We start from the raw sequence: 25,120 nt of genomic DNA, 5'->3' as shown, positions 1-25,120 counted from the left end.
GGTCCGCCGCGACACGTTCGCGTCTTCATGCTGCCACGCCGGACCCTGGGACCACGAACCCGACTGGTCCCCCCTGTTGTAGCAGATAATTCAGATCAGGGCAGTTCTGGCGTATTCGTTACGAGACGATCCGCACCGTGCCGGTGATCGCGTGGGTCGCGCCGGTCCACCAGCGCAGCGTGCCGTCGCCGTCCCGCCCGGTCAGCGTCCAGGTGTAGGCGCCGGGCGGGAGCAACCGGCCGGCCGAGTCGCGACCGTCCCAGTCGGCCCGGGCGGACCCGTTGGTGGTCGCGCAGTTGAGCGTACGGCGAACCGTCGTACCCGACATGATCGTGAGCGCGCAGGTCGGCAGCGCCTTGCTGATCCCGAACTCCGCGTTCCACAGCCGCAGCGCCGGGTTGAACGAGGGCGGCGCACTGCCGTTGCCGAGGTACTTCGGGTAGGCGACGAACGCGGAGTTCGGGCCGATCCGGGCGACGTCGTCCGGGGCGATCCAGGCCAGCGTCTCGTCGTGCACGTCGAACGAGGCCTGCCAGCGCAGCGCGCCGACGACACCGGTCGCGGTGGTGCCGAGCCGGCCGACCTTGAGCGTTCCGGCGCCTGGGAACCGGCTCGGATACGTGTCGAACACGACATGACCGCCGGACATCTTCAGGTGCGCGGTGTGCGCGGAGGTGATCGTGATCGCCGCCGCTTTGGTCTGCAGGTTGCGATGGCCGATCAGCGACTGGACGCAGTCGTCCTGGCCGTTGCTGGCACAGGTCGCCCAGGCCACGTAGTCGTCGTGCACGGCAACGCTGCGCACGAGCGCGGTGCCGGCCGGCTTGGCCTGCAGCAGTGCGCCACTGGCCAGATCGCGCCGCCAGACGGCGTTCTTGTCGTCGACCCAAGCCAGGTAGTTGCCCCAGAGGTCGACGGGATGCGACCAGTTCGAGGTGATCGCCAACTGCGTGCTGACGCCGGTACGCAGGTCGTAGATCATCGGCAAGTAGTTGCCGTACATCGGTGAGCAGTCCGGGGCGGGTGGGCCGCAGTGTTCCCCGGTGTACAAGGCCTTCCACCACAGCAACCGCGATCCGGAGATCCGCAGGTTCGACCCATCGACGATGGCCTCGCGCACCACCGGCGCGAAGACCCGCGTCCGGACACCGTCGTCGGTGACCAGCCAAAGCACGCCCGCGGCGTCCAGGTACGCCGTCCGGCGGCCCTCGCGGGAAGGTCCGGCGGCCGCTTGCCCGAGCTTGGTCTGCGCCGTCAGCGCGACCGCGCCGGCCGGGCGGGCGTAGAACCGGCGGCTCAGCGAGTCGGCGGGCAGCTGAGTGTCGACGTACACCGCTCCGCCCGCGCCGAGCGAGACCGCCCGGGTGACCGGCGGCAACAGGTCGACGCCGGCGAGCCGGGTCCGCGGTGCGGTGCCGCCGATCGCGGCGGCCTCGTCGACGCCCGGCGTCGGCTGCAGGGTGTCGAAGACGAACCGGCCCCGGTCACCGGCCAGGCTGCGGGTTTCGGTCGTCGAGGTCTGTGCGCCGCTCGCCGCGATCGAGCCGGTCGCGCACGGCTGCGCTCCCTGACAGGTGGTCCAGCCGGTCGCGCCGCCCGCGATCGCGCTGGCGACCACCCAGCCCTGGATTCGGGTCGCCTTCGGCGGTGCCGAACCGTCGGTCGACGACCTGACGACGAAGGAGCTGCTGATCGGCTGCTGGGTGTAGTCCTGGTGCGCCCAGGCGACCGCCGTCCCGTTGAGGGAGACCGCGCCGAGGTAGCGGACGTGGCCGCCGTCGGCGATCACGCGGGGGTGCGTCGGATCGGCGTACGAGCGATAGGTGAGTTGCTTGTCGCCGTCCTCGCCGACGGCGTCGACGGTGACCCAGCCGGTGTCGTCCATCGCGGCCAGGGAGTAGCTGCCGGGCGCCGGGTAGCGCGCGGTCACCCGGCAGCCGGTCGGGGTCACATCGACTCGTTCGCCTGCACTGGAGATCCAGCCCCAGGAGGCGTACAGGCCGAGACCGTCGTAGCGTCCGCCGGGATCGGCCGGTGGTGGAACGTCGGCACACACCTTCGTCACCGGCGTCCCGACGTACTGGTACCTGTTGCCGGTCCCGAAGATCTTGTCCCCGGCGAGCCGCTTGAAGCCCGCTTCCACCTGGTACGCCGGTGCGCCGGTCGGTTTCACCCAGGTCGCGACCTCCACCAGCACGTCCAGGTCCAGCCGCGAGACCTTGTACAGCACGCCGGCCGGCGAGGCCCCCAGGACCTCGACGTACGGGCGGTCGAACAGGACCCGGTTGAGGTCCTGCACCCCCGCCGCCCCGGCCGAGGCCGGCACCATCCCCAGCACCAGAACCATCCCGGCCAGCCGGCGTTTCCTCATCCCGATCCCCTCCCCTTGCCTAGGTGATGCGGCGGGAGGTCGGGAAGTTGCGGATTCGGCCGGTCGGCGCGCGGATCGTCCGGGCTACTGACGCCAGGGCATGTGCTGGAGGGTCCAGGTGTTGCCGTCGAGGTCGCTGAAGGCGGCGTAGAAAACGCCGCCGAGGTCCTGGACCGGCTGGACGTCGACACCGCGCGCGATCAGGTCGTTGCGGGCGGCTTCGATGTCGGCGACGACCAGGTGCAGGCCGCGCAGCGAGCCGGGCGGCATCTCGAGGTTGTTCAGGCCGGTGGACAGGACGATCGAGCAGTGCGACCCGGGCGGGGTGAGCTGGACGATGCGCACGCCCTCGGCCGGGGTGACGTCCACGTCGGCGTGGAAGCCGGCGGCGACGTAGAACTCCTTCGCCACGTCCAGGTCGGCCACCGGCACCGGGATCAGCTCGAGCAGGTAGTTGCCCGGCAGCACCGGATCAGCGGCCGGGTCCGGCTGGATCTCGTCCGGACCGGCCGGCACCTTCGTCTGGGTCGGCCGCTCGTCGCTCATGCGGACTTCTTGGCGGTCTTCTTGGCGGCCGTCTTCTTGGCCGGCTCCTTCTTCGCGGCGGCCTTCTTCGCCGGGGCCGCCTTCTTGGCCGCGGCCTTCTTCGCCGGCGCCGACTTCTTGGCCGGCTCCTCCGCCGACGACGCGGACCCACCACCGGCGCGACGGGCCTTCGCGGCCTCGACCGACGCGCGCAGCGCGGCGACGAGGTCGACCACCTCGGCGCCCTCCGGCTCCTCCTCCTCGGTCTCCGGCATCGGTACGCCGGCCGCCTTCGCCTCGACCACCTGCTCCAGCGCGTGCCGGTACTCGTCGTGGTACTGGTCGGGGTCGAACTCCCCGCGCAGGGTGTCGATGTACGACTCGGCCATCGCCTTCTCCTGCTTGCGGATCTCGATGTCGGAGTCGGGAGCCGCGAACGACGCGTCCCGCACCTCGTCCGGCCAGAGCATCACCTGCAGGACCAGCACGTTCTCGTGGGTGCGCAGCAGCGCGAGGCTTTCGCGCGACCGCAGCGCCACCTTCACCAGCGCGTACAGCTCGGAGCCCTCGAGCGCGTCGCGCAGCAGCACGTACGGCTTGCCGCCGGGGCCGCCGTCCGCGGCGAGGTAGTACGACTTGCCGAGGTAGAGCGGGTCGACCTGGTCGGCCGGCACGAACTCCAGCACGTCGATGACCTTCTTGCTGGACAGCGGCAGGTCGGCGAAGTCGTCCGGCTCCAGCACGATCATCCGGCCGTCGGCCATCTCGTAGCCCTTGCCGATGTCGCTGTACGGGACCTCCTCGCCGCACTCCTGACAGACCCGCTTGTACCGGATCCGGCCGCCGTCGGCGACGTGCACCTGCCGGAAGGAGATGTCCTTCTCCTCGGTCGCGGAGTACACCTTGATCGGGATCGTCACCATCCCGAACGAGATGGCGCCCTTCCAGATCGCCTGTGCCATCGCCATCAGCTCCCTGTCAGCTTTACGTCAAGCCTTGCCCCGCCGGCCAAGCGCTGCGAGGAGATCGGGGATCTCCTGCGTCGCGTACCACAGCAGGTCTTCACCTTCGCACGAGTCGAGGGCGAAGACAGCGTCTTCGTGCTCCGGATTCGCCGTGTCACCGTGCGCGACGTCCCACAGCTCCGCCGCCTTGGCGACCACCTCGGCGGCCGCGTCGCCGTCCAGATGCACCGCCGCGACGGACGTCCACGGGATCACCACGTTCAGCTCGAGCCGGGCGTCGCCCAGGTGCACGCTGCCGTCGGCCGGCGGAACGGCCGCCACCTCGCACGCGATCACCACTCGCTTGCGCGGGGCCTGCGGATCGGCCGCCAGCAAGCCGACCGAGGCCCGGGCCGCCTGCGCCATCGCGGCGTACTCCAGCTCCTCGTCGTCGGCCTGGCTGTACCACTCGCGCAGCGCCGGGGTCACGGCGTACGCCGTGAAGGGGATCGAGCCGACCTCCCCGGCGTGGCAGGCCGCGTCGAGCAGCGGCACGGTGGACGGAACGTAGACCCTCATGAGCCCGCCTTCTTCGTACTCCGGGGCGTCTTCCGGCCGCGCGTGGCCCGGTTCCGGCTGCCCTTGGTGGTGTCCAGCAACTCGTCCAGCGCGTCGGTGACGCACTGGGCGAAGACGGCCAGGTCCGGCATCGCCGTGCGGTCCGCGTTCAGCCCGAACGAGACCTTGCCGTCGTACGAGGTGACGCCGACCGACAGTCCCTGCCCCGGCATCAGCGGCACCACCGGGTACGACGCGAGCATCGGCGCGCCCTGGGCGTAGAGCGGGAACTGCGGGCCCGGCACGTTGGTGATCACGACGTCGTCGATCGGCCGGACCGTGGCGGTGGCGACCCGGGCGGCGAGCGCGTGCAGTGTGGTCGGGGCGAAGCCGGCGATGCCGACCAGCGAGCGGGCGCTGACCGCGCGCCCGGTGTCCTTGTGCACCTTGGTCTGGTACGAGATCTGGTGCAGCCGCATCACCGGCGAGTTCTCCCCGACCGGCAGCGTCACGGTCGACGAGACCACCGAGGACCCCAGCGAGGTCGGCTCCTCGTCCTCGTCGTCACGAATGCTCATCGGCACCACCGCGCGCACGCTGCGGGTCGGCCCGACGCCTTCGCCGCGGGTCATCATCCAGGCCCGGAACGCCCCGGCCACGACGGCCAGGATCACGTCGTTGACCGTGCCGCCGTGCATCGCGCGGACGGTTCGGTAGTCCTCCAGGTCGGTCTGCACGGTGGTGAACCGGCGCTGCCCGGACGTCTTCACGTGCAGCGAGCTCTCGTGCCCGTGCCGCTGGGCGACCAGTGAGCCGACCACGTCGCCGATCACCTCGCGCACCGAGGTCGAACCGGTCAGGCTGGCCATCTCGGCCCGGGCCAGCTCCAGTACGGCGGTCGGGTGCCGGGTCGCGTCGGCGAAGACGCCGGCCAGCAACTCCAGCGCCGACGGCGGGTGCTCGGGCTGCCAGGTGTCGGTCGGCGTCTCCCGCGGCTGCGCGGTCGAGTCGAGCACTACCTGGCCGATGTCGACCGTGCTGTTGCCGTCGACAAGGGCCTGGTGGGACTTGGAGATGATCGCGAACCGGTCGCCCTGCAGGCCTTCGACCAGGTACATCTCCCACAGCGGCCGGGCCCGGTCGAGCCGCCGGGACATGATCCGGGCGACCAGCTCCAGCAGCTGCGCGTGCGTGCCGGGGCGCGGCAGGGCGGAGCGCCGGACGTGGAAGGTGATGTCGAACTCTTCGTCGTCGACCCAGACCGGCCCGGCGAACCGGCCGGGCACGTGCTGCACGCGCTGCCGGTAACGCGGCACGAAAGCGATCCGGTCACGGATCAGCGCGACCAGGCTCTCGTAGTCGAACTCGTCGTCGGAGTGCACCGGCGGCTCGAAGATGTCCACCGTGCCGACGTGCATCGGAGTGGCCGGGGACTCGGCCTTGAGGAAGGTCAGGTCGAGCGACGACAACCGGTCCGGCATCCGCGTTCCCTTCCTTCCAGGATCTGGTGCGATCACCCTAGCCGCCTGCCCCGACAGTGAGCTGCGACACTACTGAAGGCGATCGTGACACGACTGATCGCCGGTGCGGGAACCCGGCGTGCCCGGTGTTCGTAGCACCTGGTGGGCGTGTTCGGCGCCCGTCTGCTCTCGACATGCTGAAAGGCCCCTCGACATCATGCGTTCGACGTTCTCCCGCGGTACCGCCCTCGCTCTCCTGCCCGCGCTGGGCATGCTGGTCCTCGCCGGGTGCGGCGACGACTCCGGCAGCGGCGGCGACACGGCCGGCGCGAGTCCGAGCGCCCCGGCCACCACCCCGAGCGAGACCCCGTCGAGCGCGCCGACCACCACGAGCACCCCGGGCGGCCCGAAGACCGGCACCCCGTCGAACACCGCCGACCCGTCCGGCGAGCAGGCCGACGTGACGGTCAACGTCACCGTTGCCAACGGCAAGGTCAACCCGAGCGGCCAGAGCATCAAGGTGAAGGCCGGCCAGACCGTGCTGGTCACCGCGGTCAGCGACGCCGCCGACGAGCTGCACATCCACGGCTACGACAAGGAACTCGAGCTGGCGCCGGGCAAGCCGGCGTCGGTGAAGTTCACCGCCGACATGAAGGGCACCTTCGAGGTCGAGACGCACGAGAGCGGCAAGCTGGTCGCCAAGCTCGTCGTCTCCTGAGCCGATGACGTCTCTTCTGCTGCCGCTGCACGGGATCGGCGGCCGGCAGGACCTGCCCGTCCCGTTCGGCCTGGCCGTCGGCGGTGCCGCGGTCGCGATCGCGCTGTCGTTCGTCGTCCTGGGCCTGGCCTGGCGCAGCCCGAAGTACCGGGGGGACGCGTCGGGCCGGCCGCTGCCGGACGGCGTCACCCGGACCGTCGACGCGGCGTGGTTTCGCTGGGTCGTCCGGCTGGTCGGGCTGGCCGTGTTCCTGTACGCGATGGTGTCGCTGCTGTTCGGCGTCGACCGGCTGACCAACCCGATTTTCGGGTTCGTCTACATTCTGGTCTGGGTCGGCCTCGTGCCGCTGTCGCTGCTGCTCGGCCCGGTGTGGCGCACGCTCAACCCGCTGCGCACGATCCACCTGCTGCTGTCGAAGCTGCTCCGCCAGCCCGCGTCGCGCGGGGTGCTGGAGCTGCCGAAATGGGTCGGGCTCTGGCCCGCCGCGTTGGGCATCTTCGCGTTCACCTGGCTCGAGCTGGTCGCGCCCGACCGCGCGACGCTGCCGGTGCTGCAGGCCTGGATCGCCTTGTACGTCGTGATCACGCTGTTCGGCGCGATCCTGTTCGGCGACCGCTGGTTCGCGAGTGGGGATCCGTTCGAGGCGTACGCGACGCTGCTGGCCCGGATGTCGCCCTGGGGCCGGCGGACCGACGGCGCGCTGGTGCTGCGCCGTCCGCTGGAGAACCTGGACGGCCTGAAGGTCCAGCCCGGCCTGGTCGGGCTCGTCGCCGCGCTGCTCGGCAGTACGGCGTACGACGGCTTCTCGAACTCGTCGGCCTGGATCGGCTGGGCGCAGAACTCCGGCTACTCGATGACGCTGCTCGGCACGCTGATGCTGATCGCGTTCATCCTGTTCGTGCTGATCACGTACTCCGGCGCGACGCTGCTGGCCGGCCGGTTGTCCGATAGCTCGCGGACGTCGCTGCCCGGCCTGTTCGCCCACTCGGTCGTTCCGATCGCCTTCGGCTACGTCGTCGCCCACTACCTGACGCTGTTCATCCTGGAGGGCCAGCGGACGCTGATCTACCTCAGCGACCCGCTCAGCAACGGCGCCAACGTCTTCGGCACCGGGCTGCTCGCCGTCAACACCGGCATCACCAACCACAGCACGGCGATCTCGGTGATCCAGGTCCTGGCCGTCGTCTGCGGCCACCTGCTCGGCGTCGTCTCGGCCCACGACCGCGCGGTCGCCCTCTTCCCACGCCACAAGGCGCTGGCCGGCCAGGTCCCCCTCCTGGTCGTCATGGTCGGCTACACCGCCGGTGGCTTGCTCCTGCTGTTCTCGTCGTAGTGTTCACGCCTCAGCAACGCTCGGCCCTCCGCGACCAGCTGGTCGCGGAGGCGCGAGCGGACGACCGCATCACCGGTCTGGCGTTCACCGGCTCCGCCGCCTCGGGCGGGGAGGACGAGTGGTCGGACATCGACCTCTACCTCGGTCTGGCCGAGGGCGCCGACCAGTCGGCGGTGCTGGCGGACTGGACCTCGCGCATGTACGCCGAGCACGACTGCGTCGCACACACCGACCTGCGGGTGCGCGGTACGACGTACCGGGTGTTCTTCCTGGCCAGCACGTTGCAGGTGGACCTCGCGTTCGCCCCGGCGGCGGAGTTCGGCCCGTTGGGACCGGCATTCCAGGTCGTCTTCGGGCAACCACTGGAGCAACCGGTTCCATCCCCGCTGGGAGCGATGGGACTGGTCGGCATGGGCTGGCTGTACGCGCTGCACGCACGGTCGAGCATCATGCGCGGCAGAGGGTGGCAGGCGGAGTACATGATCAGCGGGTTGCGCGACCAGATCCTCATGCTCGCTTGCCTTCGGCACGATCTTCCAGCCGGGCACGGCCGCGGTTACCACCAGCTGCCGCCTGCTGTGCTGCGGCCGCTCGAGGCGACGCTGGTCCGTGCGATCGACCCGGCCGAGCTCGATCGAGCGCTCGGCGCGGCGATCGGGGCCTTCCTGGACGAGGTCGCCGCGGTCGACGACGCGTTGGCTAGCCGGTTGTCCGGTCCGCTACGGGAGCTTTCGCTCGCGACGTGATCGCCAGCACGACGAAGGCGACCAGGCCGAGGATCAGGTGGGAGTTGCCGGGGACGGACTGCCAGAACGACCAGCTGAGCTCGCGGTCGTCGCGGTAGGGGACCCACCAGATCGAGCGGAGCACGAACAGGCCGTACCAGAGCACGGCGGTGGCGATGGCCGGGCGGCGGCCCCAGCGGCGGTCGACGGCGCGGATCAGGCTGATGCCGAGCGGGATGATCCAGACCCAGTGGTGGCTCCACGAGACCGGCGACGCGTAGAGCACCGCGAGGGCCATCACGGAGATCGCGGTGACCCGCTCGCCGGCGAGCCAGTAGCGGCGGGCCAGCCAGAGCACGAGCAGGCCGAAGATCGCGGACAGGACGAACCAGACCGGCTGGATCCAGGACGCGTCGTCGCCGAGCCGGCTGAGGAAGCCCATGAACGACTGGTTCGCGGTGTAGGCCAGTCCCCCGACGCGGTTGGCGTTGCGGACGACAACGGTCCAGTACTCCCACGACTGGTTCGGTACGACGGCGAAGCCGATCGCCATCGTCGCCAGCAGCCCGAGCAGCGCGTTGCGGAACGCCCGCCACTGCTTGGTGACCAGCAGGAACGCCAGGAACGGCAGCGGAGTCAGCTTCACGCCGATCGTCACGCCCACCCAGAACCCGCGCCAGCGCGCGTTCTCCGGCCGCACCAGATCGAGCAGAATCATTGCCGTCAGCAACAGGTTGATCTGGCCGAACTGGATCGTCTGCCAGACCGGTTCGAGCAGCAGTGACGCGAGCGTCAGCCCCGCCAGGACGGCGAGCCGCCGGCCGCGCCACGTTGCCGGCAGCAAGCTCCAGGCACCACCCGGCAAGGCCGCCCGCCAGATCGCGGCGATGCAGAGCACCGAGATCGTCGTCCAGACCACCAGCGCGACACCCCACGGCACCGCGGCCAGCGGGACCATCGCGATCGCCGCGAACGGCGGGTAGGTGAACGGCAGCCCCGAGCCGGGCAGCTGCGCGTCGTACAGGGACGCGCGGTCGAGCAGGACCGAGCCGCCCATCCGGTAGACGCGCAGGTCGATCATGCCGTCGAACAGCCCGTACGCCCAGGCGCCGAGGGCAACGAACGCGGCGCAGCCCAGGACCGCGACGACGATCCAGCGCGGGTCGGTCCGGCGGACCGTGTGGGTGGAGGAGGTCGCGGTCACGTCAGGTCGACCCCGAACAACGTCTCCAGCTCGTGCTTGGTGTCCAGGTACGACGTGTGGTGGATCGCGGTCATGCCGAGCTGCCGCGCGGCCTCGACGTTGAGCTCCAGGTCGTCGACGAACACGCACTCGGCCGGGCTCAGGCCGACCCGCTCGGCGGCGAGCAGATAGATCTCGGGCTCGGGCTTGCGCAGGCCGACCTCGCCGGAGATCACCAGGTCGTCGAACATGCCCTCCCAGGTGTCCACCGGGTAGGAGTTGCCCCACGAGTTCGACAGCAGGGCGGTCTTGATGCCGTGGCCCTTGGCCCGGCGGACCAGCGCGGTCATCCGCGGCTCGTGCTCGAAGTGCGCGAACATCCGCTCGATCAGGCCCTCGGCCTTCAGCGGGCTGCCGTCACGGGTGACGAGCAGCGCGGCCAGCTTGCGCTCGAAGTCCGGTACGGCGATCTGGCCGCGCTCCAGCGCGTGGACCGGGTTCAGCTCGGCCTCGGCCGGGCTCGCGCCGAGCCACTCGACGACCGCCTTGAAGTAGGCCTCGAAGTCGAGGTTGTCCAGCTCGGCCCAGCGCCCGAGGGCGACGTCCAGCCCGGAGGTCAGCACACCACCCCAGTCGACCAGCAGACCCCGCAGCACCTTGTCGTCGGACATGCGCGCAAGACTACTCACGGGCTTCGGTCGTCCCGGCCGTGGCCTCGCGGGGTCAGTGCGCGTACTCGACGGTGACGTCGCCGGACGACGTCTTCGCGGTGATCGACCGGGTCGCGGCCGGATCGGTCCGCACCTCGGTGTGCTCGTCGCCGGACGACGTCTCGGTGTCGACCTTGAACGCCTCGGTGCCCTCCGGCACCGACACCGTGACGTCGCCCGACGTGCCCTGCGCGCTGACCTGGTCGGGCACCGCCGCGAAGGTCAGCTCGACCCTGCCGGAGGTGGTCTTGCTGTGCACCTTGGTCGCGGTCAGCGCGCTCGCCTCGATGTCGCCGGAGGTCGCCTCGATGGACAGCTCGCCGCCGATCGCGTGCGCCTCGACGTCACCGGACGTGGTCTTCAGGTCCGCGCCGCCGGCCAGGTCGGAGACCTTGATCGTGCCGCTGGTGTTGTCGACCTTGACCGACAGGTTTTTCGGCACGGTGATCACGTACTCGGTGCCGCAGCCGAAGGACAGGAAGCGGCAGCCGTTCGACTTCACCTCGAGCTTGCCGTTGCGGTAGCTCTCGTCCGGGTCGCTGCCGAACACGGTCTTCTTGAACTTCCGGTCCACCCGGATCTCCTGGACGTCCTTCGAGACCACCTCGACGTCGGCCGACTTGCTGACCACGGTCAGCGACGTGCCGTGCACGGGATAGGTGTCCTGGCTGGACTTCTCCTCCTCGGTCAGGTTCGTCAGCGCCCAGTACGCCCCGCCGAGGATCAGCGCGACCGAGATCGCGATCCCGAACCGCCGCTCGGTACTCATCGTGCTGCTGGCACGACCCTGCACGTCGGACATCGCACTCCCCTTGCTGCTCCCCTGGTGACGTCCTTCACCCTGGCACATCCGGGGCGCGCTGTCGGTGGGGTTTTCCCCCCAAAACCCACTCAGTTCACCCTGGTCGCCCCCGCTGGGCGGACTACCGCAGGTGGTCCCGTTCCACGCCCGCGGCCAGCTGCTGGAGCGCCTTGCGGAGCTTGCTCGACCTGGCGGTCTCGAGCAGGCTGCGCCCCTGCGTCAGCGCGGTGTCGCACGCGGCCTGGTCGAACGGCAGCAACGCGGCCGGCTCCACCCCGGCGTACCGGATGAGGGCCTCGGCGGCGGCGTCGGCCGGGGAGCTGCCGAGCGACCCCGAGCGAACCCTGTTCACCACCACGCGGGTCGTCGCCGACGGCACCATCGCCCGGAGTTCGTGCAGCGACCGGATCAGCCGGGTCAGGCCGATCGGGTCCGCCGTACCGACGACGATCACCTCGTCGGCCTCCTCCAGCGTCGCCAGCGTCGCGCCGTTGCGCCGCGGCGCCATCGTGTCGAACGAGATCTCCTCGTCGCTCTCGATGCAGAAGCTGACGTCGACCACCGTGCACGGCGCGAGCTGCCGGGCCGTCGACCAGACCGACTCCAGCGCCGTCGGCCGCAACTCGGTCCATCGGTCGGCGCGGCTCAGACCGGTGAGCACCAGCATGTAGTCGGCGACGCCGCGCGCGTGCCGGGCCAGCAGCTCGACATCGAGCGCCCCGCTGCCGGCCGACCGTGCCGCCGCGGCCAGCCCCGAGGTCTCGTCGAGAATCCCCAGCATCTGCGCGACGGATCCGCCGTACACATCGGCGTCGGCGAGCAGCGTCGGGATCTGTCGCGCGGACAGCTCGGTGGCCAGCCCGACCGCGACTGTGCTCCGCCCCGGCGCGCCGGTCGGCCCCCAGACGGCGAGCAGCCGCCCCTTGCCCGAGGGGTCGTAGTGCCGCTCCGGCGGCGTCGTACCGGGTGGGACGGGGACGAAGCCACCCGCGAAGTGCGAGACGGTGGTCGGCGGCCCGGAGTCGACCGCGTCGGTGATCGCGCGGCCCAGGTCCTCGCCGCTGACGTCGGCCGGCAGGATCCGCTCGATCCCCATCCGGGCCAGCCGGTCCTCCGCACCGCTCGGCTCACCGTTGTCGGACGGATCCACCAGGGCCAGTACGACGATGCGGCGCGCGTGCAGCGCGGCTACGGCGTCGGAGGTGAGCCGGGGCAGGTCTTCGGCGAGCAGGACGGCGCGGGCCTGACCGCTCGCGGCGGCCGCCATCACGTCCGCGATGTCCACGCAGCGGCGAACGATCCGGATGCCCGGCGCCTGCTCGGCCCGGCGGACGACGTCGGCCTCCCACGGCGCCCCGGTCACCGCGAGCAGGACGGGAACGGCCATCAGCGACCCCGCCGGACGAGCACAGGTTCGCCGGTGCTCATCGCGGCCAGCGCGGCGGGCAGCTTGGGCAGATCGGCCGGGTCGAGCGCGACCAGAACCTGCCGGCGCGCCGAGCCGCCGGCGACGCCCTTGACCGCGTCGATCTGGCTGACGCGGATGGTCTCCCACAGCTTCCGGGCCGGCAGGGCGGCGTCCTTGGGCACGACCCAGATGTCCACCTGGTCCCCGGCCGCGGTGTCGGCGGGCAGACGGCCGGTCGCGATCGACAGCGGCAGCTCGGTGCGGTCGTTGTCCGCCTGGCTGACCGCCGCCTCGCGCGGGACGAACTCACCGGCCTTTACCGGGCGAACCATCACCAGACCCTGCAGATCCGCGTCGGCGGCGACGTACCGGCCCGCGGCGTCGCTGCTGGTGAAGCGGACCCGGACGGTCGTGAGGTCCGCCGAGGTCAGCCTGGTCCCGGCCGGGAGATCGCGGTCGGCGGCCCAGATCGCGGTGGTGTCGTCGGCGGAGGAGAGCAGCTTCGCGCCGGCCAGCGCGGTGATCGCGACCAGCAGCACGCCGAGCACGAGCCGGCCGTCCTTCCACCGGGCCCGGCGGTTGCGCTGCGGCGGGGGCGACGGCACCGCGAACCCGCTGCTGCGAACTGGACTCTGCACCACGTCTGACTCTTTCCTGTCACCTGTCGATCGCGCTCCGGAGTCGCCCATTGTGCCAACTCCGCCGCGGTCGCCGCCGCGGGCTGTCCACAGGGTCCGGACCTGGGGACAAACTCAATCGTCCGGCGGCCAACCATGGCAAACTGAAGGAACGAAACTGCAGGAAGTTGCAGTTCGCACCCCGCGTCGACCAGCGAAAGGGCGTTCGCACGTATGCCGGCACCGCGCTTCCTCCAGCTCTCCGACGTCGCCGAGGTGCTGAACATCTCGGCCAACCAGGTCTACGCCCTGGTCCGCCGCGGCGACATTCCGGCCGTGAAGATCGGCGGCCGCGGCCAGTGGCGGGTCGAGGCGACCGAGCTGGAGAAGTACATCGAACGGCTGTACACGGAGACGCGGCAGTTCATCACCACGCATCCGTTCGGCGAGGACGCGGAGCAGTCGGAGGACGTCAACCACTAGGTGCGCGCGGCTGGTGGGGGATGCGGGCTCGCCGGTGACCTGCCGACTTGGCGGACCCCTTGGGCGCGGTTCTGCCGACCCGCGGGGACGACGGGTGCTCCCGAGACCGCACGAGCACGACGCGGGCACACCCGACACCGCATGAGCATCGCGCGGGCACACCCGACACCGCATGAGCATCACGCGGGTACACCGGTGACCAGCCGCATCGCGTCGCCGTACTGCCGACCGCCGTTTGAGGTGAAACCGTCCGAGAACGCGGTTCCCCCGATCGCCTGAGGATTACGGCGGTCCACCCGTGAGGGCTCAGCGGCGGCGGAGGGCTGACAGGGACTGGGTGGGGACGAGGCGGGTGTTGTAGACCTCGGTGCGGCGGCGGGGAGCGTCCAGCGGGTGCTCGGCGATCTCGACGAAGTCGGCGCCGACGCGGTCGATCGTGCCGGTGACGGGGTGGCCGCTGGGGCCGGCGCAGAAGAGGGTGACCGGGGAACGGTCGCGGGCGATCCCGCGCAGCAGGTGCGCGAGGCCGAGTTTCGCGGCGACGGCTCCTTCGGCCGGTTCGGCCCAGGGGCCGAGGCCGTGGACGGCGGTGAGCGCCTCGGCGGGGATCAACCACTCCTCGAACCGCTCGGCCTCCAGCAGCAGGCAGTCCTTGCCGACCCGGACGAGCTCGCCCTGAACCGGCTCGGCGTGGGTGAGCTCGACCCGGACGATCGTCCCGACCGCACCGCGGAGCCGGTCGAGCATCGTGATCTTGCCGACCTCGGCCCGGATCCGCTCCGCCACCTCGCCGTACAGGTCGCCGTCCTGCAGCGCCGCGAACTGCGACTCCAGGTCTTCGAACAGAGCATCCAGACGCATGCGCCGAACCTACCCGCTCAGCCGCTCACCGGCACTCTGCGTGCTCGAATCGCACTCTGCGTCGCGGACGGCGCGCTGATGGACTTGCCAAGTCCGGTCTACACCGGTCTATATTGGTCAAGCCAAAGCAAACTAAAGCAAACTGATAGATCAACGGAGAAAGCAGGGGAACGCGATGGTTCGGGGACTGAAGACGCTGATCGCGCTGGGTGCGCTCGCCGGCGCCGGCTTCCTGCTGCGCTGGGTGACCGCCGGGGCGATCGCGGAGGCGTCTTCGCAGGACCTGATCTCGATGGCGTTCGTCGCGGTCGCCGCCGTCGCCTGGACGGCGTACGGGTGGTTGGTGCTGGCCGTCGCCGCCACGGTGCTCGAGCAGGCGCCCGGCGTGCTGGGACGCGCCGGAGCCGCGGTGGCGGGGCGGATCACCTCGACGACCTCGCGGGCGTTGTTGCGTTCGGCGCTGGGGGTGGCCGCGGTCGCGCCGCTCACCATCGGCGTCGCTCACGCGTCGCCCGCCAATCCCCCGCAGCACAGCGACTCGGCCACCAACTCCGGTACCAACTGGCGCGCCACCGAGCCGGCGTCCACCATCCGCCTCGACGAGCCGGTCTCCCCGAACGACTGGCGCCTCACCGAGAAACCCTCGACGATCCGCCTCACCGGCCAGGGCAGTACCGAGCAGACGTCCCGGCCGCAGTACGAGCCGAGGTCCAAGGCGGAGATCGGCCGGCCCGTGAAAGACTGCAGTCAAAGCGCGTCAACCAGCCGCCCCACCCAGGAAACGGGTCGGCCCGCGGAGCAGCCGGCCCGGCCTGTAGAACAGCACCCCGCGCGGCCCGCGGAGCAGCAACCCTCCCGGCTTTCGGAGCAGCAGGAGCCGGGGGACGCAGCCCGCCCCGGCGCCACGGATACCGGCCGGATCGAGGACCCGGCAGCCCCTCGGCCGGGCCGCACGACCGCGGATCCAGCGACTCCTCGGCCGGGAGACGCAACCGGCCGCCCCGGCGCCACCGACTCGGGCCGGCTCGGCGATCCGGTCACCGCTAAGCCGGGCCACACCGCCGCGGATCCGATGGCTCCCACGACGCGCCACACCACGGGAGACCCGGTGGCTCCTCGGCCAGGCGACACCACCAATCGTCCGGGAGTCCGCGTACCGGACCGGCCGACCGACGGCGCTCCCGTCCGTTACACCGATCTGGACAGCGGCCGGCACGTCGTACTGCGGGGTGAGTCGCTCTGGTCCATCGCCGCCGCCGAGCTCGGGCCTGGCGCTTCGGAATCGGCGATCGCTGCTCGCTGGCCGCAGTGGTACGCCGCCAACCGCGCGGTGATCGGCCCCGATCCCGACCTGCTGCTCCCCGGCCAGGTGCTCCAGGCGCCGGCCTCCCTCGACCGTCCCGTGCCGCAGACCCCTCAGGAGAAGTGACATGACCACCCGACGCACCCTCGCCGCCGTCCAACTCGGCTCTCACCCCGAGTCCGGTCCATCCACCCCCGAGCCCACCATTGCCCGGAGCTGTCGAGTCACCCCTGCCGAGGATGCCGCGAGCCTCGTCGACGAACCGTCGCCTGCGAAACGCCGTCCGGTCAGGGCGGTCGCAGCATCTCCCGCTAGCACCGGCGCAGGACGCCACAGCACAAGCACCTCCCCCACAGACCAGCACCCGAGCGAGGACGGACCGCAGCGGACCTACCCGATGGGCGCCACGGCGATCCGGAAGCACCACGAGGACCTGCCGCCAACCCAGGGCGCGCTCGCGCTGCAGTACGACGCGGCCGAAGAGCTCGTCGCGCAGCCCCGGCCGAGGCTGCGGTTGCTGCCGGGTGGGCAAGGCTTGCCGGACGTCCAGGCCTGGTCGACGCGGTTGGTGCTGGCGCTCGCGGAGACGATCGCCGGAGACCGGCCGGTGAGCCAAATGACTCGGTGGGCGGACACCGCCGTTTACATGGACCTCCAGCGCCGGGTCCGGCTGCTCGGGCTGACGACCACGGCAGGACGGCGGGCGGCCAAGGAGCGCAGTTCCGTGCGTTCGGTGCACGTCTCCCGGCCGACCGACGGCGTGGTCGAGGTCGCCGCCCACTTGCGAACCGGCGGCCGGTCCCGCGCGATGGCACTCCGGCTCGAGGTCCACCGCAACCGCTGGGTCTGCACCGCCCTCGAACTCGGCTGACCGGACGACCCACCTGGTTGGATGGAAGCGTGGACGACCAGGAAGGCACCCGGACGACGCTGCGGCACAACCCGTTGAATCTGGTGACGCGGTCGGTGGAGCGGATCACCGATGGTGCGGGCAGGACGGTTGTTCGCAAGGAGTTGGCCCGGCCGCGCAGTGACGGGGATCAGCCGTCGGCGGTGGCCGCGTCCTGGGCGGGGTCCTCGGATCCTCGGCACTGGAACTACTGGCGGCGTGAGGTCGAGGTCTATCGCGACAGCGGACTGCGAACACGGCTGAAGGAAGCGGGGCTCTATCTCGCCGAGGCGCAGGTCGAGGAGTACGACGGTGGCGCGGTGCTGCTGCTGGAGGACCTCACCGGTACGCCGGGAACCGAGTTCTCACTCGAAGACCATGCGGCGCTGGCCCAGGCGTGCGGCCGATGGCAAGCGCGGCCGATCGAGCCGACCGACTGGACCTCCCGCAACTTCCTCCGCGACTACTCGACCAGCCGGATCGTCCCCTGGGACCTGCTGCACGACGACACCGCCTGGCGGCAGCCGCTGATCGCCGAGCACTGGCCGGACGGACTACGCGCGAAGTGGCAACAACTCGTTGCCCATCGCAATGAACTGCTGGACATCGTCGAGCGACTGCCGCGGCGTTGGTGCCACCTGGATCTCTGGGTGAGCAACGTGATCCGCCGGCCGAAGGGTGAGCTCGCCCTGCTGGACTGGGCGTTCACCGGCGACGGCGCGCTGGGCGAAGACATCGGCAACCACATCCCGGACGCCGTGTTCGACCTGTTCTGGCCGGCCGAGCGGATCCACGAACTGGCCGACACCTGTGTGAACGCCTACCTCGACGGGCTCCGCGAAGGCGGTTGGCGCGGTGACGCCGATCAGGTGCGGCTGGCGGTGATGGCCTCGGGGGTCAAATACGCCTGGTTGCTGCCCGGCCTGCTGGGGCAGGCGGCGGACAAATCCCACCGCGCGTACCACCAGCAGGCCGACAGTCGGCACCTGTTCCAGCAAAGGGGTTCGGCGCTCGAGTTCGTCGCCGATGGGTGCTTGGCAGCCCTCACGTCAGTACGACGGTGAAACCTCCCGGAAGCACTTGTGCCCGTCCCGCCGCGCGACGGCGAGAGTGGAGTACGCCGGAAGCCGTGTACGAGTACGCCGTCCCCCGGCGCGCGACTGGCACCGAGCGGGTGTCCCGGTCGACGCTGACCAGCAGCTCGTTGCCACCTAGCTGAAGCCTGCTGATCAGCGGGAGCAGCAGGAGCGCATCGACGCGGACGTCGGGGCCGGTAGACCTGGCGGTAAGGGTTGTGGCGGCGGCAGGAAGGACACCAGCCGCCACTGGAAGCAGTGCGCCCGGAGCTGCGGAGACGCCTTGCGGGCCGCCAGACCCGTGGTCGATCACGCCGCCGGTGGACCAGGTGCTCCGTCCGGCAGTGCGGTCGGGGACCAGGTCCACAACCGGAAGAACCAGGCGACGTTCAGCTGACGCCGGCAGTGTCCACTCCGCGGCTCCGCCGGCCGGCAGGTCGACGTACGAGCCGTTGCTCCACTGGGATTCTCCGGTCCAGGCGGACGGCGGGGTGACGACACTGGCGCCGGAGCTGAGGCGAGCCGACTCGGCCTCGACGACCTGCAGTCCAGCCAGCACCCGCTGAGAAGCAGCCAGCGTTCGCGCGCGCCGGGCAAGGCCAGCGTCGGCATCCAACGCCAGCATCGAGAGCAGACCGTGGATGGTCGATTCCGCCCCGGAGTTGCGGTTGACCACACCCTCACCGGAGATGCCGTCGTACGTCCGGCCGGTGGCCGCGTCGTACATCGGTTCCCCAGCCCGGTTCGCGCCGAAGTACCAAGCGGCGACGAACGCGGCGACCTGCCGAAGACCAGGCCGATCCCCGGCGGCTGCAACGCTCAGCAAGCCCTGCAGCCGAGCGTCGACCCCATAGGCGATCTGCGTGCGATCCACCGGAGCAGGAAGCCAGCCGTTGTCCGGTCCACCAGCAGTCAGCAGCAGTGGGGTGAACCCGGCCGTGTCACCGAGCGCAGGGACAAGCAGCCGCCGGTCACCCAGCACCGTCGACGCCACAGCAAGCGCAGACGGCATCTGCGCTCCCCACGCATGCCAGTTGGAGATCGACTCGCCCCACGGAAGCAGCGCGCGGAACGGCCACTCGCGAATCCCACCGGCGCTGATGGCCGCGACAGCCTCGGCGAAGCGGGCCAGCGCTCGCCGAGCCCGCCGGTCGGCGCCCGCACGGACATAAGCGGTCAAACCGAGCACGGCTTCGGAGGTGGCGTCCGCGCCGGCGACGATCAGCCAGGCGGGGACCCGACGCCCGTCGACGACGTTCCACGAGCCGTAGCGAACCAGGACCTGACGATCGAGCGCATCGAGAGCAAGCTCCAGCCGGGTGCGCAGGAAGCGAGCGAACGCGGGATCAACCGTCCGGAAGACCTCGTACCCCTCCCCCAACGCCCAGACCGTCCGAGCCAGCCAGTACGACGGCCCGCTGTCCGAGGGGTCCGGCAGTTCGACCGGCTCGGCGCTGGGGTTCAGCTGTCCGTCCGGCTGCATCCACAGCACCACGTTTCCCGCGTTCGGCCCACTGGTCGTCTGCAGGTATGCCAGTCCCCGCAGCAACCCGTACGCCGCCGAACGGCTGTGCGCGTCCCGACGCGCCCGGTAGTGCCGCAGGTAGACGACCGCGGCCCGAGCGATGTCGTCCGCGTTGAACGCGCCCTGACCGTAGGTGTCGGAGGCGGGATCGTAAGGGCCGCCGCCGATCCGCGCGTACGAGCCGTCCGCCCGGCGATCGGCGTACGTCCAGAGCACGCGGAGCGGACCGGACCCGTACGACGAGTGCCCGGCGACCGCGGGCGGGGACACGAAGTCGCCCAGGAAGTCGAGATGGGCCAGGTTCACCAACCGCCCACCCGCCGAGCCCCCGGCCGCGCCGGAGACCGGCCCCGCTGCAGCGCCTGAGGGCCCAGCCACAGCAGTTGCCGCAGGCAACCCCGCGGAAGCCGCGACCGCGAGCGATCCACCCAGGACCGCACGCCGCGAGACGGTCATGACACCCGGTCCAGCCGGGCGACGCCGATCTTCGCGTCCGCCATGCCGTAGAACACGTAGTGCACCCCGCCGACCTCTTCGATCGCGGTCGGGAACACCACGTTGCCGACCGTGCCGATCCGTTCCTCCTCGGTCTCCGGCACCAGGATCGGTTCCGCCGTCCGGTCCAGCACCTTCGTCACGTCGCCGAAGTCCAGCAGCAGCGCGCCGGCCGCGTAGCTGACCCGCTGCGTCGTCGGGTCGAACCCCTTCGGCTGCTCGCCGGTCACCCCGTGGTGGATCACCAGCCAGCCCTCCGGCACCCGCAGCGGCGCCGGGCCCGCGCCGATCTTCAACTCCTCGAACGGATGCTCCGACATCGCCACCAGCCGGTGGTCGCGCAGGTGCACCAGGTTCTCCAGCCCACGCTCGACCTCGGAGACCGGCACGAACGACACCCAGATGCCCGGCCGATCGTCGGTCACCCCGGCCGGCAGGTGCACGCCCTCGCCCTCCCGGAACCACCCGAGGTCCCACATCGGCCGGTGCAGCATCGCGTACGCCGGTTCGCCGTCCGGCCCCGGGACCGGCTCGGGGAAGAACACCGTGTCCTTGTTCGGGAACAGGTTGAGATCGGTGTCCAGATCGGCCTGGTACTCGAAGTGCAGCGGCCCGAGCCGCGTCCAGGTCCGCAGGTCGTCCGACACCGCGAGCGCCGGCTTCGGCCCGAGCGGCCCGTAGGCGACGTACGTCATCACGTGCTTGCCCAGCGACGGGACCCACGTCACCCGCGGATCCTCGACGCCGGCGTTGTTGAGGCCGCGTTCCCAGCCTTCGTCGGGGGCCAGTACGACGCCCTCCCGGGAAACCCCGGTCGGCACGCCGTCGGTCAGCTCGACCTTGGCCAGGCCGACGCGGGAAACGTTGCCCGGTGCAACCAGTCGCGGCAGCAGGTACAGGGTACCGTCGGGCGTGTGGCCGGTGGCGGGATTCAGCACACCCTCGGACTCGAGCTCGTTGCCGGGTTCCGGCGTCATCAGGACACCGACGCGGGTCAGCGTGTACGGAACAGTCACAGTAGAACCTTTCGGGAGTTCAGCCCTTGACCCCGGACTCGAGGCTGGAGGAGATGAAGCGGCGCTGGAACACGACGAACAGCGCGACGGCCGGTGCGGCCAGGACACAGGCCCCGGCGAGCACGGCGCCGAACGGGTTCGCGGCCCGCGCCGACACGGTGGTCAGGTAGTTGGACAGCGAGACCGCGAGTGGTTGCAGGTCCTGCTGCTTGGTGATCAGGAACGGCCAGAGGAACTCGTTCCACGGCCCGATGAACGTCAGCAGTACGCCGGTCAGCAGCGCCGGCTTGACCAACGGGATCGCGACCCGCCAGAGAATGGCCAGCTCACCGGCCCCGTCGATCCGGGCGGCGTCGAACAGCTCCTGCGGCAACTGCAGGAAGTACTGCCGGAACACGAACACCGCGGTCGAGTTGATCGCGAACGGCAGGATCATGCCGAGGTAGTTGTCGGCCAGCCCGTAGCTGCGCACGATCATCACGTACAGCGGAATCGTCAGCAGCTGGAACGGGATCACCTGGACCAGCAGCACCAGATTGAACACTGTGCCCCGGCCCCGGAACTGCAGCCGGGCCAGCGCGTAGCCCGCCAGCACCCCGAACACGAGCGTGCCGAGAATGACGCCGCCGGTGAAGATGCCCGAGTTCAGCAGCGACCGGCCGAGGTCGATCGCCGCGTTGATCTCGGCGTAGTTGTGCCCGGTCAGGTTGCCCGGCTCGGGAAACGCGCCGCCGACGGACGGATCGGGCTCGGTCTGCAGGCTGCCGACCAGCATGTAGTAGAAGGGGAACAGGAACACGAAGGCTCCCACCAGCAGGGCCAGAAAGCGCCAGGGGCTGCGCATCACTCCTCCTTCCCGACGAAGCGCCGTTCGACCAGCGCCAGAATCAGTACGCCGATCACCAGCAGCACGCCGATCGCGGACCCGATGTCGGGATTGCCCTGCTCGATCCCGCGCTGGTACATCACCAGCACCGGTGACGCGGACGCGCCGTCCGGGCCGCCTCCGCCGGTCAGCAGGTACGGCTCGGTGAACAGGTTGGCCCCGGTCACCGTGGCCAGCAGCACCACCAGCGTCGTCGCCGGCCGGACGCCCGGCACGGTCACGTTCCAGAACGACTTCCACCGCCCGGCGCCGTCCATCGACGCGGCCTCGTACAGGTCCTTCGACACGTTCTGCAGCGCGGCCAGGTAGAGCAGGATGAAGAACCCGAGCTGCTTCCAGGTCACGTAGATCGCGACCGTCGGCATCGCCAGCTTCGAGTTGACCAGCCAGGACGGGTCAGGGGCGAGCGGCCCGAGCACGGAGTTGACCAGGCCGTTGGAGTTGAACAGGAACAGCCAGACTCCGACCACGGCCACGCTCGCCGTCACGTACGGCACGTAGTAGCTGACCCGGAAGAACGTGCGCCACCGGATCGCCGCGTTGAGCGCGTTCGCCAGACCGAGCGACAGCAGCACGGTCAGCGGCACGTTGATCACCAGGAAGATGCCGACGTTCACGAACGAGCGCCGGACCGCCGGGTCCGAGAGTACTTCTGCGTAGTTCTCGAACCCGACGAACGGCCGGTCCACGATCGCGCCGGGTGCGGCGAAGAAGTAGTCGTGGAAGGACATGTAGACCGCGAACCCCAGCGGGTAGGCGAAGACCGCGGCCAGGAACACGACGTACGGGACGACGAACGCACTGCCGATCGGCTGTTTGCCGAGGATCCGGCCGAGCACCCCCGTGCTCGTCCTCATGACTGTTTGGCGAGCTGATCGACCTTCTGGGCGGCGCCGTCGAGGGCTGCGCCCGGGTCCTCCTGGCCGAAGATCACGGACTTGGAGTAGGCGTCGCGGAAGGTCTGCCAGATCGTGATCGAGTTCGGCACGTTCGGCACCTCGACCGTGCGGGCCGCCTGGTCGGCGAACTGCTGGTAGTCGGGGTTGGCCTGGAAGTACTCCGGGTACGCCGTGGCGACCTGGTCGCGCAGCGGCATCTGGCCGGTGGCCTGGAGCAGCTTGCCGTCCTGCTCCTTGCTGGTGGCGAACTTCAGCACGTCCCAGGCGGTGCCGCGGTTCTTGCAGGAGGCGTACATCGCGACGTTCTTGGCGTCGCTGAACGTGTAGGTCTCGTTCGCGGGCTTGCCGGCCGAGGTCGGCACCGGCACGGCGCCCCACTCCACCTTGTTCTTGTACGTCGCGACCGCCCACGGCCCGACGATCGCCATCGCGGCGGTGCCGTCGACGAACGAGTCACCGGTGTACTTCTCCTGCGACGCGAGCTTCTCGGTATAGAGCGTGCGCCAGAACGCGGCGACCTTCTTGCCCTCGTCGGAGGCGAACTGCGCCTTGCCGTCGGCCACCAGCTGCTTGCCACCGCTCTCGGCCGCGAACAGCGGATAGAAGTCGAACCAGGACTGGTAGAACTCGTTGCTCGGCGCCGGGTAGATCGCGAACTTCGCGGCCTTGGCGGCGACCAGCTTGCGCGACGTGGCCAGGAACTCGTCGTACGTCGCCAGCGGCGGCTTCGTGGTGTCGATGCCGGCCTTGGCGAAGGCCTTCTTGTTGTAGAAGATCATCACCGGGTTGTCCTTCCACGGCAGCTGGTAGTACTTGCCGTCGGTGGACTTGTACTGCTCGGCGACCTTGCCGCTGCGGCTCTCGACGTACTCCTTGCCGCCCTCGAAGCTGTCGAGCGCCACCAGGCCACCCTGCTTCTGGAACTGCGACACCGAGGCCGGCGAGGTGTTGAAGATCAGGCACGGCGCGTTGCCGGCCGTGATCGCGGCGCCGATCACCTCCTCGGAACTCTTGCCGGCCGGGATCTCCTGCGCGGTGACCAACTGGTCGGCGTTCGCGGCGTTCCAGGCGGCGACCATCTGCTTGCCCCAGGCCACTTCCTCGGGGTTGTTCGACAACCAGACGGTGATCTCGCCACGGGCCTGGGCGGCCGCGTCGGCGTCACCTCCGCCGTCACCACCACCGCACGCGGCGGCGACCCCGGTCAGCCCCAGTGCCAGCAGCCCTGCGGTCAGCTTGCGTTTCATGACTCCTCCAGACGTGCGGTCGAACTGCGGACGATCAGGCGGGCCGGTGGGAGCTCCACGTCGGCGACGTCCCGGGTCCCGTCGATCAGGTGGTTGAGCGTGGTCGCGGCGGCCTCGCCGAAGGCGTAGGGGTCGGCGCGCACCGTGGTCAGGCCGGGATGCACGAACTCGGCGAGCTCGCTGTCGTCGAAGCCCGCGATGCTCAGGTCGCCGGGCACGGACAGCCCGGCCTGCTGAGCGGCGCCGAGCCCGGCGATCGCCATCCGGTCGTTGGCGTACACGATCGCGGTCGGCCGCTGCGGCAGGGCGAGCAGCCGCCGGGTCGCCTCGATCCCGCCCGCGGCGGTGAAGTCGCTGCCCTCGATCGCGACCGGCTCCAGTCCGGCCTCGGCCAGCGTCGCGACAAAGGCCTCGGACCGCGCGGTGGCGTGTACGAAGGCCGGCGGACCGGCGACGTGTGCGATCCGCCGGTGGCCGAGCTCGAGCAGGTGCTCGACGACCGCGACCGTGCCCGGACGGTCGTCCAGACACACGGCCGGGAACGGCGACGGGCCGACCGGGCGGTTCAGCGTGACGGCGGGCAGGCCGAGCTCGCTGAGCAGGTCGATCCGCGGATCGTCGTGCCGGAGGTCGGACAGGAAGACACCGTCGACCCGGCCGTCCTGGGCCAGCCGCCGGTAACCGGCCGCCTCGTCCTCGCCCGGAGTCACGACCTGCAGGACGAGGGCCTGGCCGCGCGGGGCGAGCACGCTCTCGACGCCGGCGATGAAGGCCGGGAAGAACGGGTCGGACGACAGCACGGCCGGATCCCTGGTGATCACCAGACCGAGCGCGAACGCCTTGGAGACCGACAGCGAGCGGGCCCGGTTGCTGGGCCGCCAGCCGAGCTCGTCGGCCGCCGCGAGGATCCGGTCGACGGTGGCCTGGGCGAGCCCGGGGCGGCCGTTCAGGGCGAACGAGACCGAGCCCTTGGAGACACCGGCGCGGGCGGCCACGTCGGCGATCGTCGGTCGGTCCTTGACCACGGCGTACTCCTTGAGCTGAGCGTTTAAACCGGTTTAAATAGTCACTAAACCGGTCAAAACC

The 25,120-nt window shown here is 70.4% G+C and carries 24 protein-coding genes; 7 read left to right on the top strand and 17 right to left on the bottom strand.

Annotation, left to right across the window (positions count from 1 at the left end; translation table 11 throughout):
* Positions 1–118 precede the first annotated feature (118 nt).
* The 5 genes from BWI15_RS06600 to BWI15_RS06580 all read right to left on the bottom strand — a co-directional run bounded on the left by BWI15_RS06600 (position 119) and on the right by BWI15_RS06580 (position 5,879).
* Complete coding sequence (locus BWI15_RS06600) at positions 119–2,371, bottom strand: hypothetical protein (protein ID WP_143465430.1); 2,253 nt, start codon at positions 2,369–2,371, stop codon at positions 119–121.
* Between the two features lie 84 nt (positions 2,372–2,455).
* Positions 2,456–2,917 (bottom strand): VOC family protein, encoded by a 462-nt coding sequence (locus BWI15_RS06595; RefSeq protein WP_237771167.1) that lies wholly within the window; start codon positions 2,915–2,917, stop codon positions 2,456–2,458.
* Positions 2,914–3,864: a non-homologous end joining protein Ku gene (ku, locus tag BWI15_RS06590; RefSeq protein WP_083750595.1), complete on the bottom strand. Its 951-nt coding sequence runs from the start codon at positions 3,862–3,864 to the stop codon at positions 2,914–2,916. Before ku ends, BWI15_RS06595 begins: the two co-directional genes overlap by 4 nt.
* 21 nt (positions 3,865–3,885) lie before the next feature.
* Positions 3,886–4,419: a DUF6912 family protein gene (locus tag BWI15_RS06585; protein WP_077013412.1), complete on the bottom strand. Its 534-nt coding sequence runs from the start codon at positions 4,417–4,419 to the stop codon at positions 3,886–3,888.
* Positions 4,416–5,879 carry a WS/DGAT/MGAT family O-acyltransferase gene (locus BWI15_RS06580; RefSeq protein ID WP_077013411.1) on the bottom strand — a complete coding sequence of 488 codons (1,464 nt, stop codon included), beginning with the start codon at positions 5,877–5,879 and terminating at the stop codon, positions 4,416–4,418. The genes BWI15_RS06585 and BWI15_RS06580 overlap by 4 nt, the downstream gene beginning before the upstream one ends.
* A gap of 196 nt (positions 5,880–6,075) precedes the next feature.
* On the opposite strand from BWI15_RS06580, the gene BWI15_RS06575 reads away from it, so the two are divergent.
* Genes BWI15_RS06575 through BWI15_RS06565 form a run of 3 tightly spaced genes read left to right on the top strand, consistent with a single transcriptional unit; the run spans position 6,076 to position 8,655 of the window.
* On the top strand, positions 6,076–6,576 hold the full coding sequence (locus BWI15_RS06575; RefSeq protein ID WP_077013410.1) for a cupredoxin domain-containing protein: 501 nt from the start codon (positions 6,076–6,078) through the stop codon (positions 6,574–6,576).
* 4 nt (positions 6,577–6,580) lie between these two features.
* Positions 6,581–7,909 (top strand): hypothetical protein, encoded by a 1,329-nt coding sequence (locus BWI15_RS06570; protein WP_077013409.1) that lies wholly within the window; start codon positions 6,581–6,583, stop codon positions 7,907–7,909.
* Positions 7,909–8,655 carry a hypothetical protein gene (locus BWI15_RS06565; RefSeq protein WP_077013408.1) on the top strand — a complete coding sequence of 249 codons (747 nt, stop codon included), beginning with the start codon at positions 7,909–7,911 and terminating at the stop codon, positions 8,653–8,655. Before BWI15_RS06570 ends, BWI15_RS06565 begins: the two co-directional genes overlap by 1 nt.
* On the opposite strand, the gene BWI15_RS06560 is transcribed toward BWI15_RS06565, so the two are convergent.
* The 5 genes from BWI15_RS06560 to BWI15_RS06540 form a co-directional block, all read right to left on the bottom strand.
* A complete protein-coding gene (locus tag BWI15_RS06560; protein ID WP_077013407.1) occupies positions 8,609–9,838 on the bottom strand; it encodes a glycosyltransferase 87 family protein in 1,230 nt (409 codons plus the stop codon). The two genes, BWI15_RS06565 and BWI15_RS06560, sit on opposite strands and share 47 nt — an antisense overlap.
* Complete coding sequence (locus tag BWI15_RS06555) at positions 9,835–10,488, bottom strand: HAD family hydrolase (protein ID WP_077013406.1); 654 nt, start codon at positions 10,486–10,488, stop codon at positions 9,835–9,837. The genes BWI15_RS06560 and BWI15_RS06555 overlap by 4 nt, the downstream gene beginning before the upstream one ends.
* A gap of 52 nt (positions 10,489–10,540) precedes the next feature.
* Positions 10,541–11,329 (bottom strand): DUF4097 family beta strand repeat-containing protein, encoded by a 789-nt coding sequence (locus BWI15_RS06550; RefSeq protein WP_077013405.1) that lies wholly within the window; start codon positions 11,327–11,329, stop codon positions 10,541–10,543.
* Positions 11,330–11,450: 121 nt separating this feature from the next.
* Positions 11,451–12,716 (bottom strand): AAA family ATPase, encoded by a 1,266-nt coding sequence (locus tag BWI15_RS06545; RefSeq protein ID WP_077013404.1) that lies wholly within the window; start codon positions 12,714–12,716, stop codon positions 11,451–11,453.
* Positions 12,716–13,378 carry an SAF domain-containing protein gene (locus BWI15_RS06540; RefSeq protein WP_077013403.1) on the bottom strand — a complete coding sequence of 221 codons (663 nt, stop codon included), beginning with the start codon at positions 13,376–13,378 and terminating at the stop codon, positions 12,716–12,718. Before BWI15_RS06540 ends, BWI15_RS06545 begins: the two co-directional genes overlap by 1 nt.
* Before the next feature lie 210 nt (positions 13,379–13,588).
* Here BWI15_RS06540 and BWI15_RS06535 point away from each other — a divergent pair, with 210 nt between their 5' ends.
* On the top strand, positions 13,589–13,837 hold the full coding sequence (locus BWI15_RS06535; RefSeq protein WP_077013402.1) for a helix-turn-helix domain-containing protein: 249 nt from the start codon (positions 13,589–13,591) through the stop codon (positions 13,835–13,837).
* A gap of 306 nt (positions 13,838–14,143) precedes the next feature.
* On the opposite strand, the gene BWI15_RS06530 is transcribed toward BWI15_RS06535, so the two are convergent.
* Positions 14,144–14,698 (bottom strand): hypothetical protein, encoded by a 555-nt coding sequence (locus BWI15_RS06530; RefSeq protein ID WP_077013401.1) that lies wholly within the window; start codon positions 14,696–14,698, stop codon positions 14,144–14,146.
* Positions 14,699–14,873: 175 nt separating this feature from the next.
* Here BWI15_RS06530 and BWI15_RS06525 point away from each other — a divergent pair, with 175 nt between their 5' ends.
* The 3 genes from BWI15_RS06525 to BWI15_RS06515 all read left to right on the top strand — a co-directional run bounded on the left by BWI15_RS06525 (position 14,874) and on the right by BWI15_RS06515 (position 17,954).
* On the top strand, positions 14,874–16,127 hold the full coding sequence (locus BWI15_RS06525; RefSeq protein ID WP_077013400.1) for a LysM peptidoglycan-binding domain-containing protein: 1,254 nt from the start codon (positions 14,874–14,876) through the stop codon (positions 16,125–16,127).
* A 271-nt stretch (positions 16,128–16,398) separates the two neighbouring features.
* A complete protein-coding gene (locus BWI15_RS06520; RefSeq protein ID WP_077013399.1) occupies positions 16,399–16,872 on the top strand; it encodes an Rv3235 family protein in 474 nt (157 codons plus the stop codon).
* 29 nt (positions 16,873–16,901) lie between these two features.
* Positions 16,902–17,954, top strand: a complete 1,053-nt coding sequence (locus BWI15_RS06515; RefSeq protein WP_077013398.1) for an aminoglycoside phosphotransferase — start codon at positions 16,902–16,904, stop codon at positions 17,952–17,954.
* On the opposite strand, the gene BWI15_RS06510 is transcribed toward BWI15_RS06515, so the two are convergent.
* The 6 genes from BWI15_RS06510 to BWI15_RS06485 form a co-directional block, all read right to left on the bottom strand.
* Positions 17,935–19,797, bottom strand: coding sequence for a hypothetical protein (locus tag BWI15_RS06510; protein ID WP_237771166.1), 1,863 nt, complete (start codon positions 19,795–19,797; stop codon positions 17,935–17,937). The genes BWI15_RS06515 and BWI15_RS06510 overlap by 20 nt on opposite strands.
* A 146-nt stretch (positions 19,798–19,943) precedes the next feature.
* Positions 19,944–21,002 (bottom strand): glycoside hydrolase family 130 protein, encoded by a 1,059-nt coding sequence (locus BWI15_RS06505; protein ID WP_237771165.1) that lies wholly within the window; start codon positions 21,000–21,002, stop codon positions 19,944–19,946.
* A gap of 19 nt (positions 21,003–21,021) precedes the next feature.
* The gene (locus BWI15_RS06500; RefSeq protein WP_077013396.1) at positions 21,022–21,846 is read right to left on the bottom strand and encodes a carbohydrate ABC transporter permease; all 825 of its coding nucleotides are present in this window, start codon (positions 21,844–21,846) and stop codon (positions 21,022–21,024) included.
* On the bottom strand, positions 21,846–22,745 hold the full coding sequence (locus tag BWI15_RS06495) for a carbohydrate ABC transporter permease (protein ID WP_077013395.1): 900 nt from the start codon (positions 22,743–22,745) through the stop codon (positions 21,846–21,848). The genes BWI15_RS06500 and BWI15_RS06495 overlap by 1 nt, the downstream gene beginning before the upstream one ends.
* On the bottom strand, positions 22,742–24,034 hold the full coding sequence (locus BWI15_RS06490) for an extracellular solute-binding protein (protein WP_077013394.1): 1,293 nt from the start codon (positions 24,032–24,034) through the stop codon (positions 22,742–22,744). The genes BWI15_RS06495 and BWI15_RS06490 overlap by 4 nt, the downstream gene beginning before the upstream one ends.
* On the bottom strand, positions 24,031–25,059 hold the full coding sequence (locus tag BWI15_RS06485; protein ID WP_077013393.1) for a LacI family DNA-binding transcriptional regulator: 1,029 nt from the start codon (positions 25,057–25,059) through the stop codon (positions 24,031–24,033). Before BWI15_RS06485 ends, BWI15_RS06490 begins: the two co-directional genes overlap by 4 nt.
* Positions 25,060–25,120 lie beyond the last annotated feature (61 nt).

Source organism: Kribbella sp. ALI-6-A (assembly GCF_001984195.1).
Lineage (GTDB): Bacteria > Actinomycetota > Actinomycetes > Propionibacteriales > Kribbellaceae > Kribbella.
This window is presented reverse-complemented; position numbering and strand designations above follow the sequence as displayed.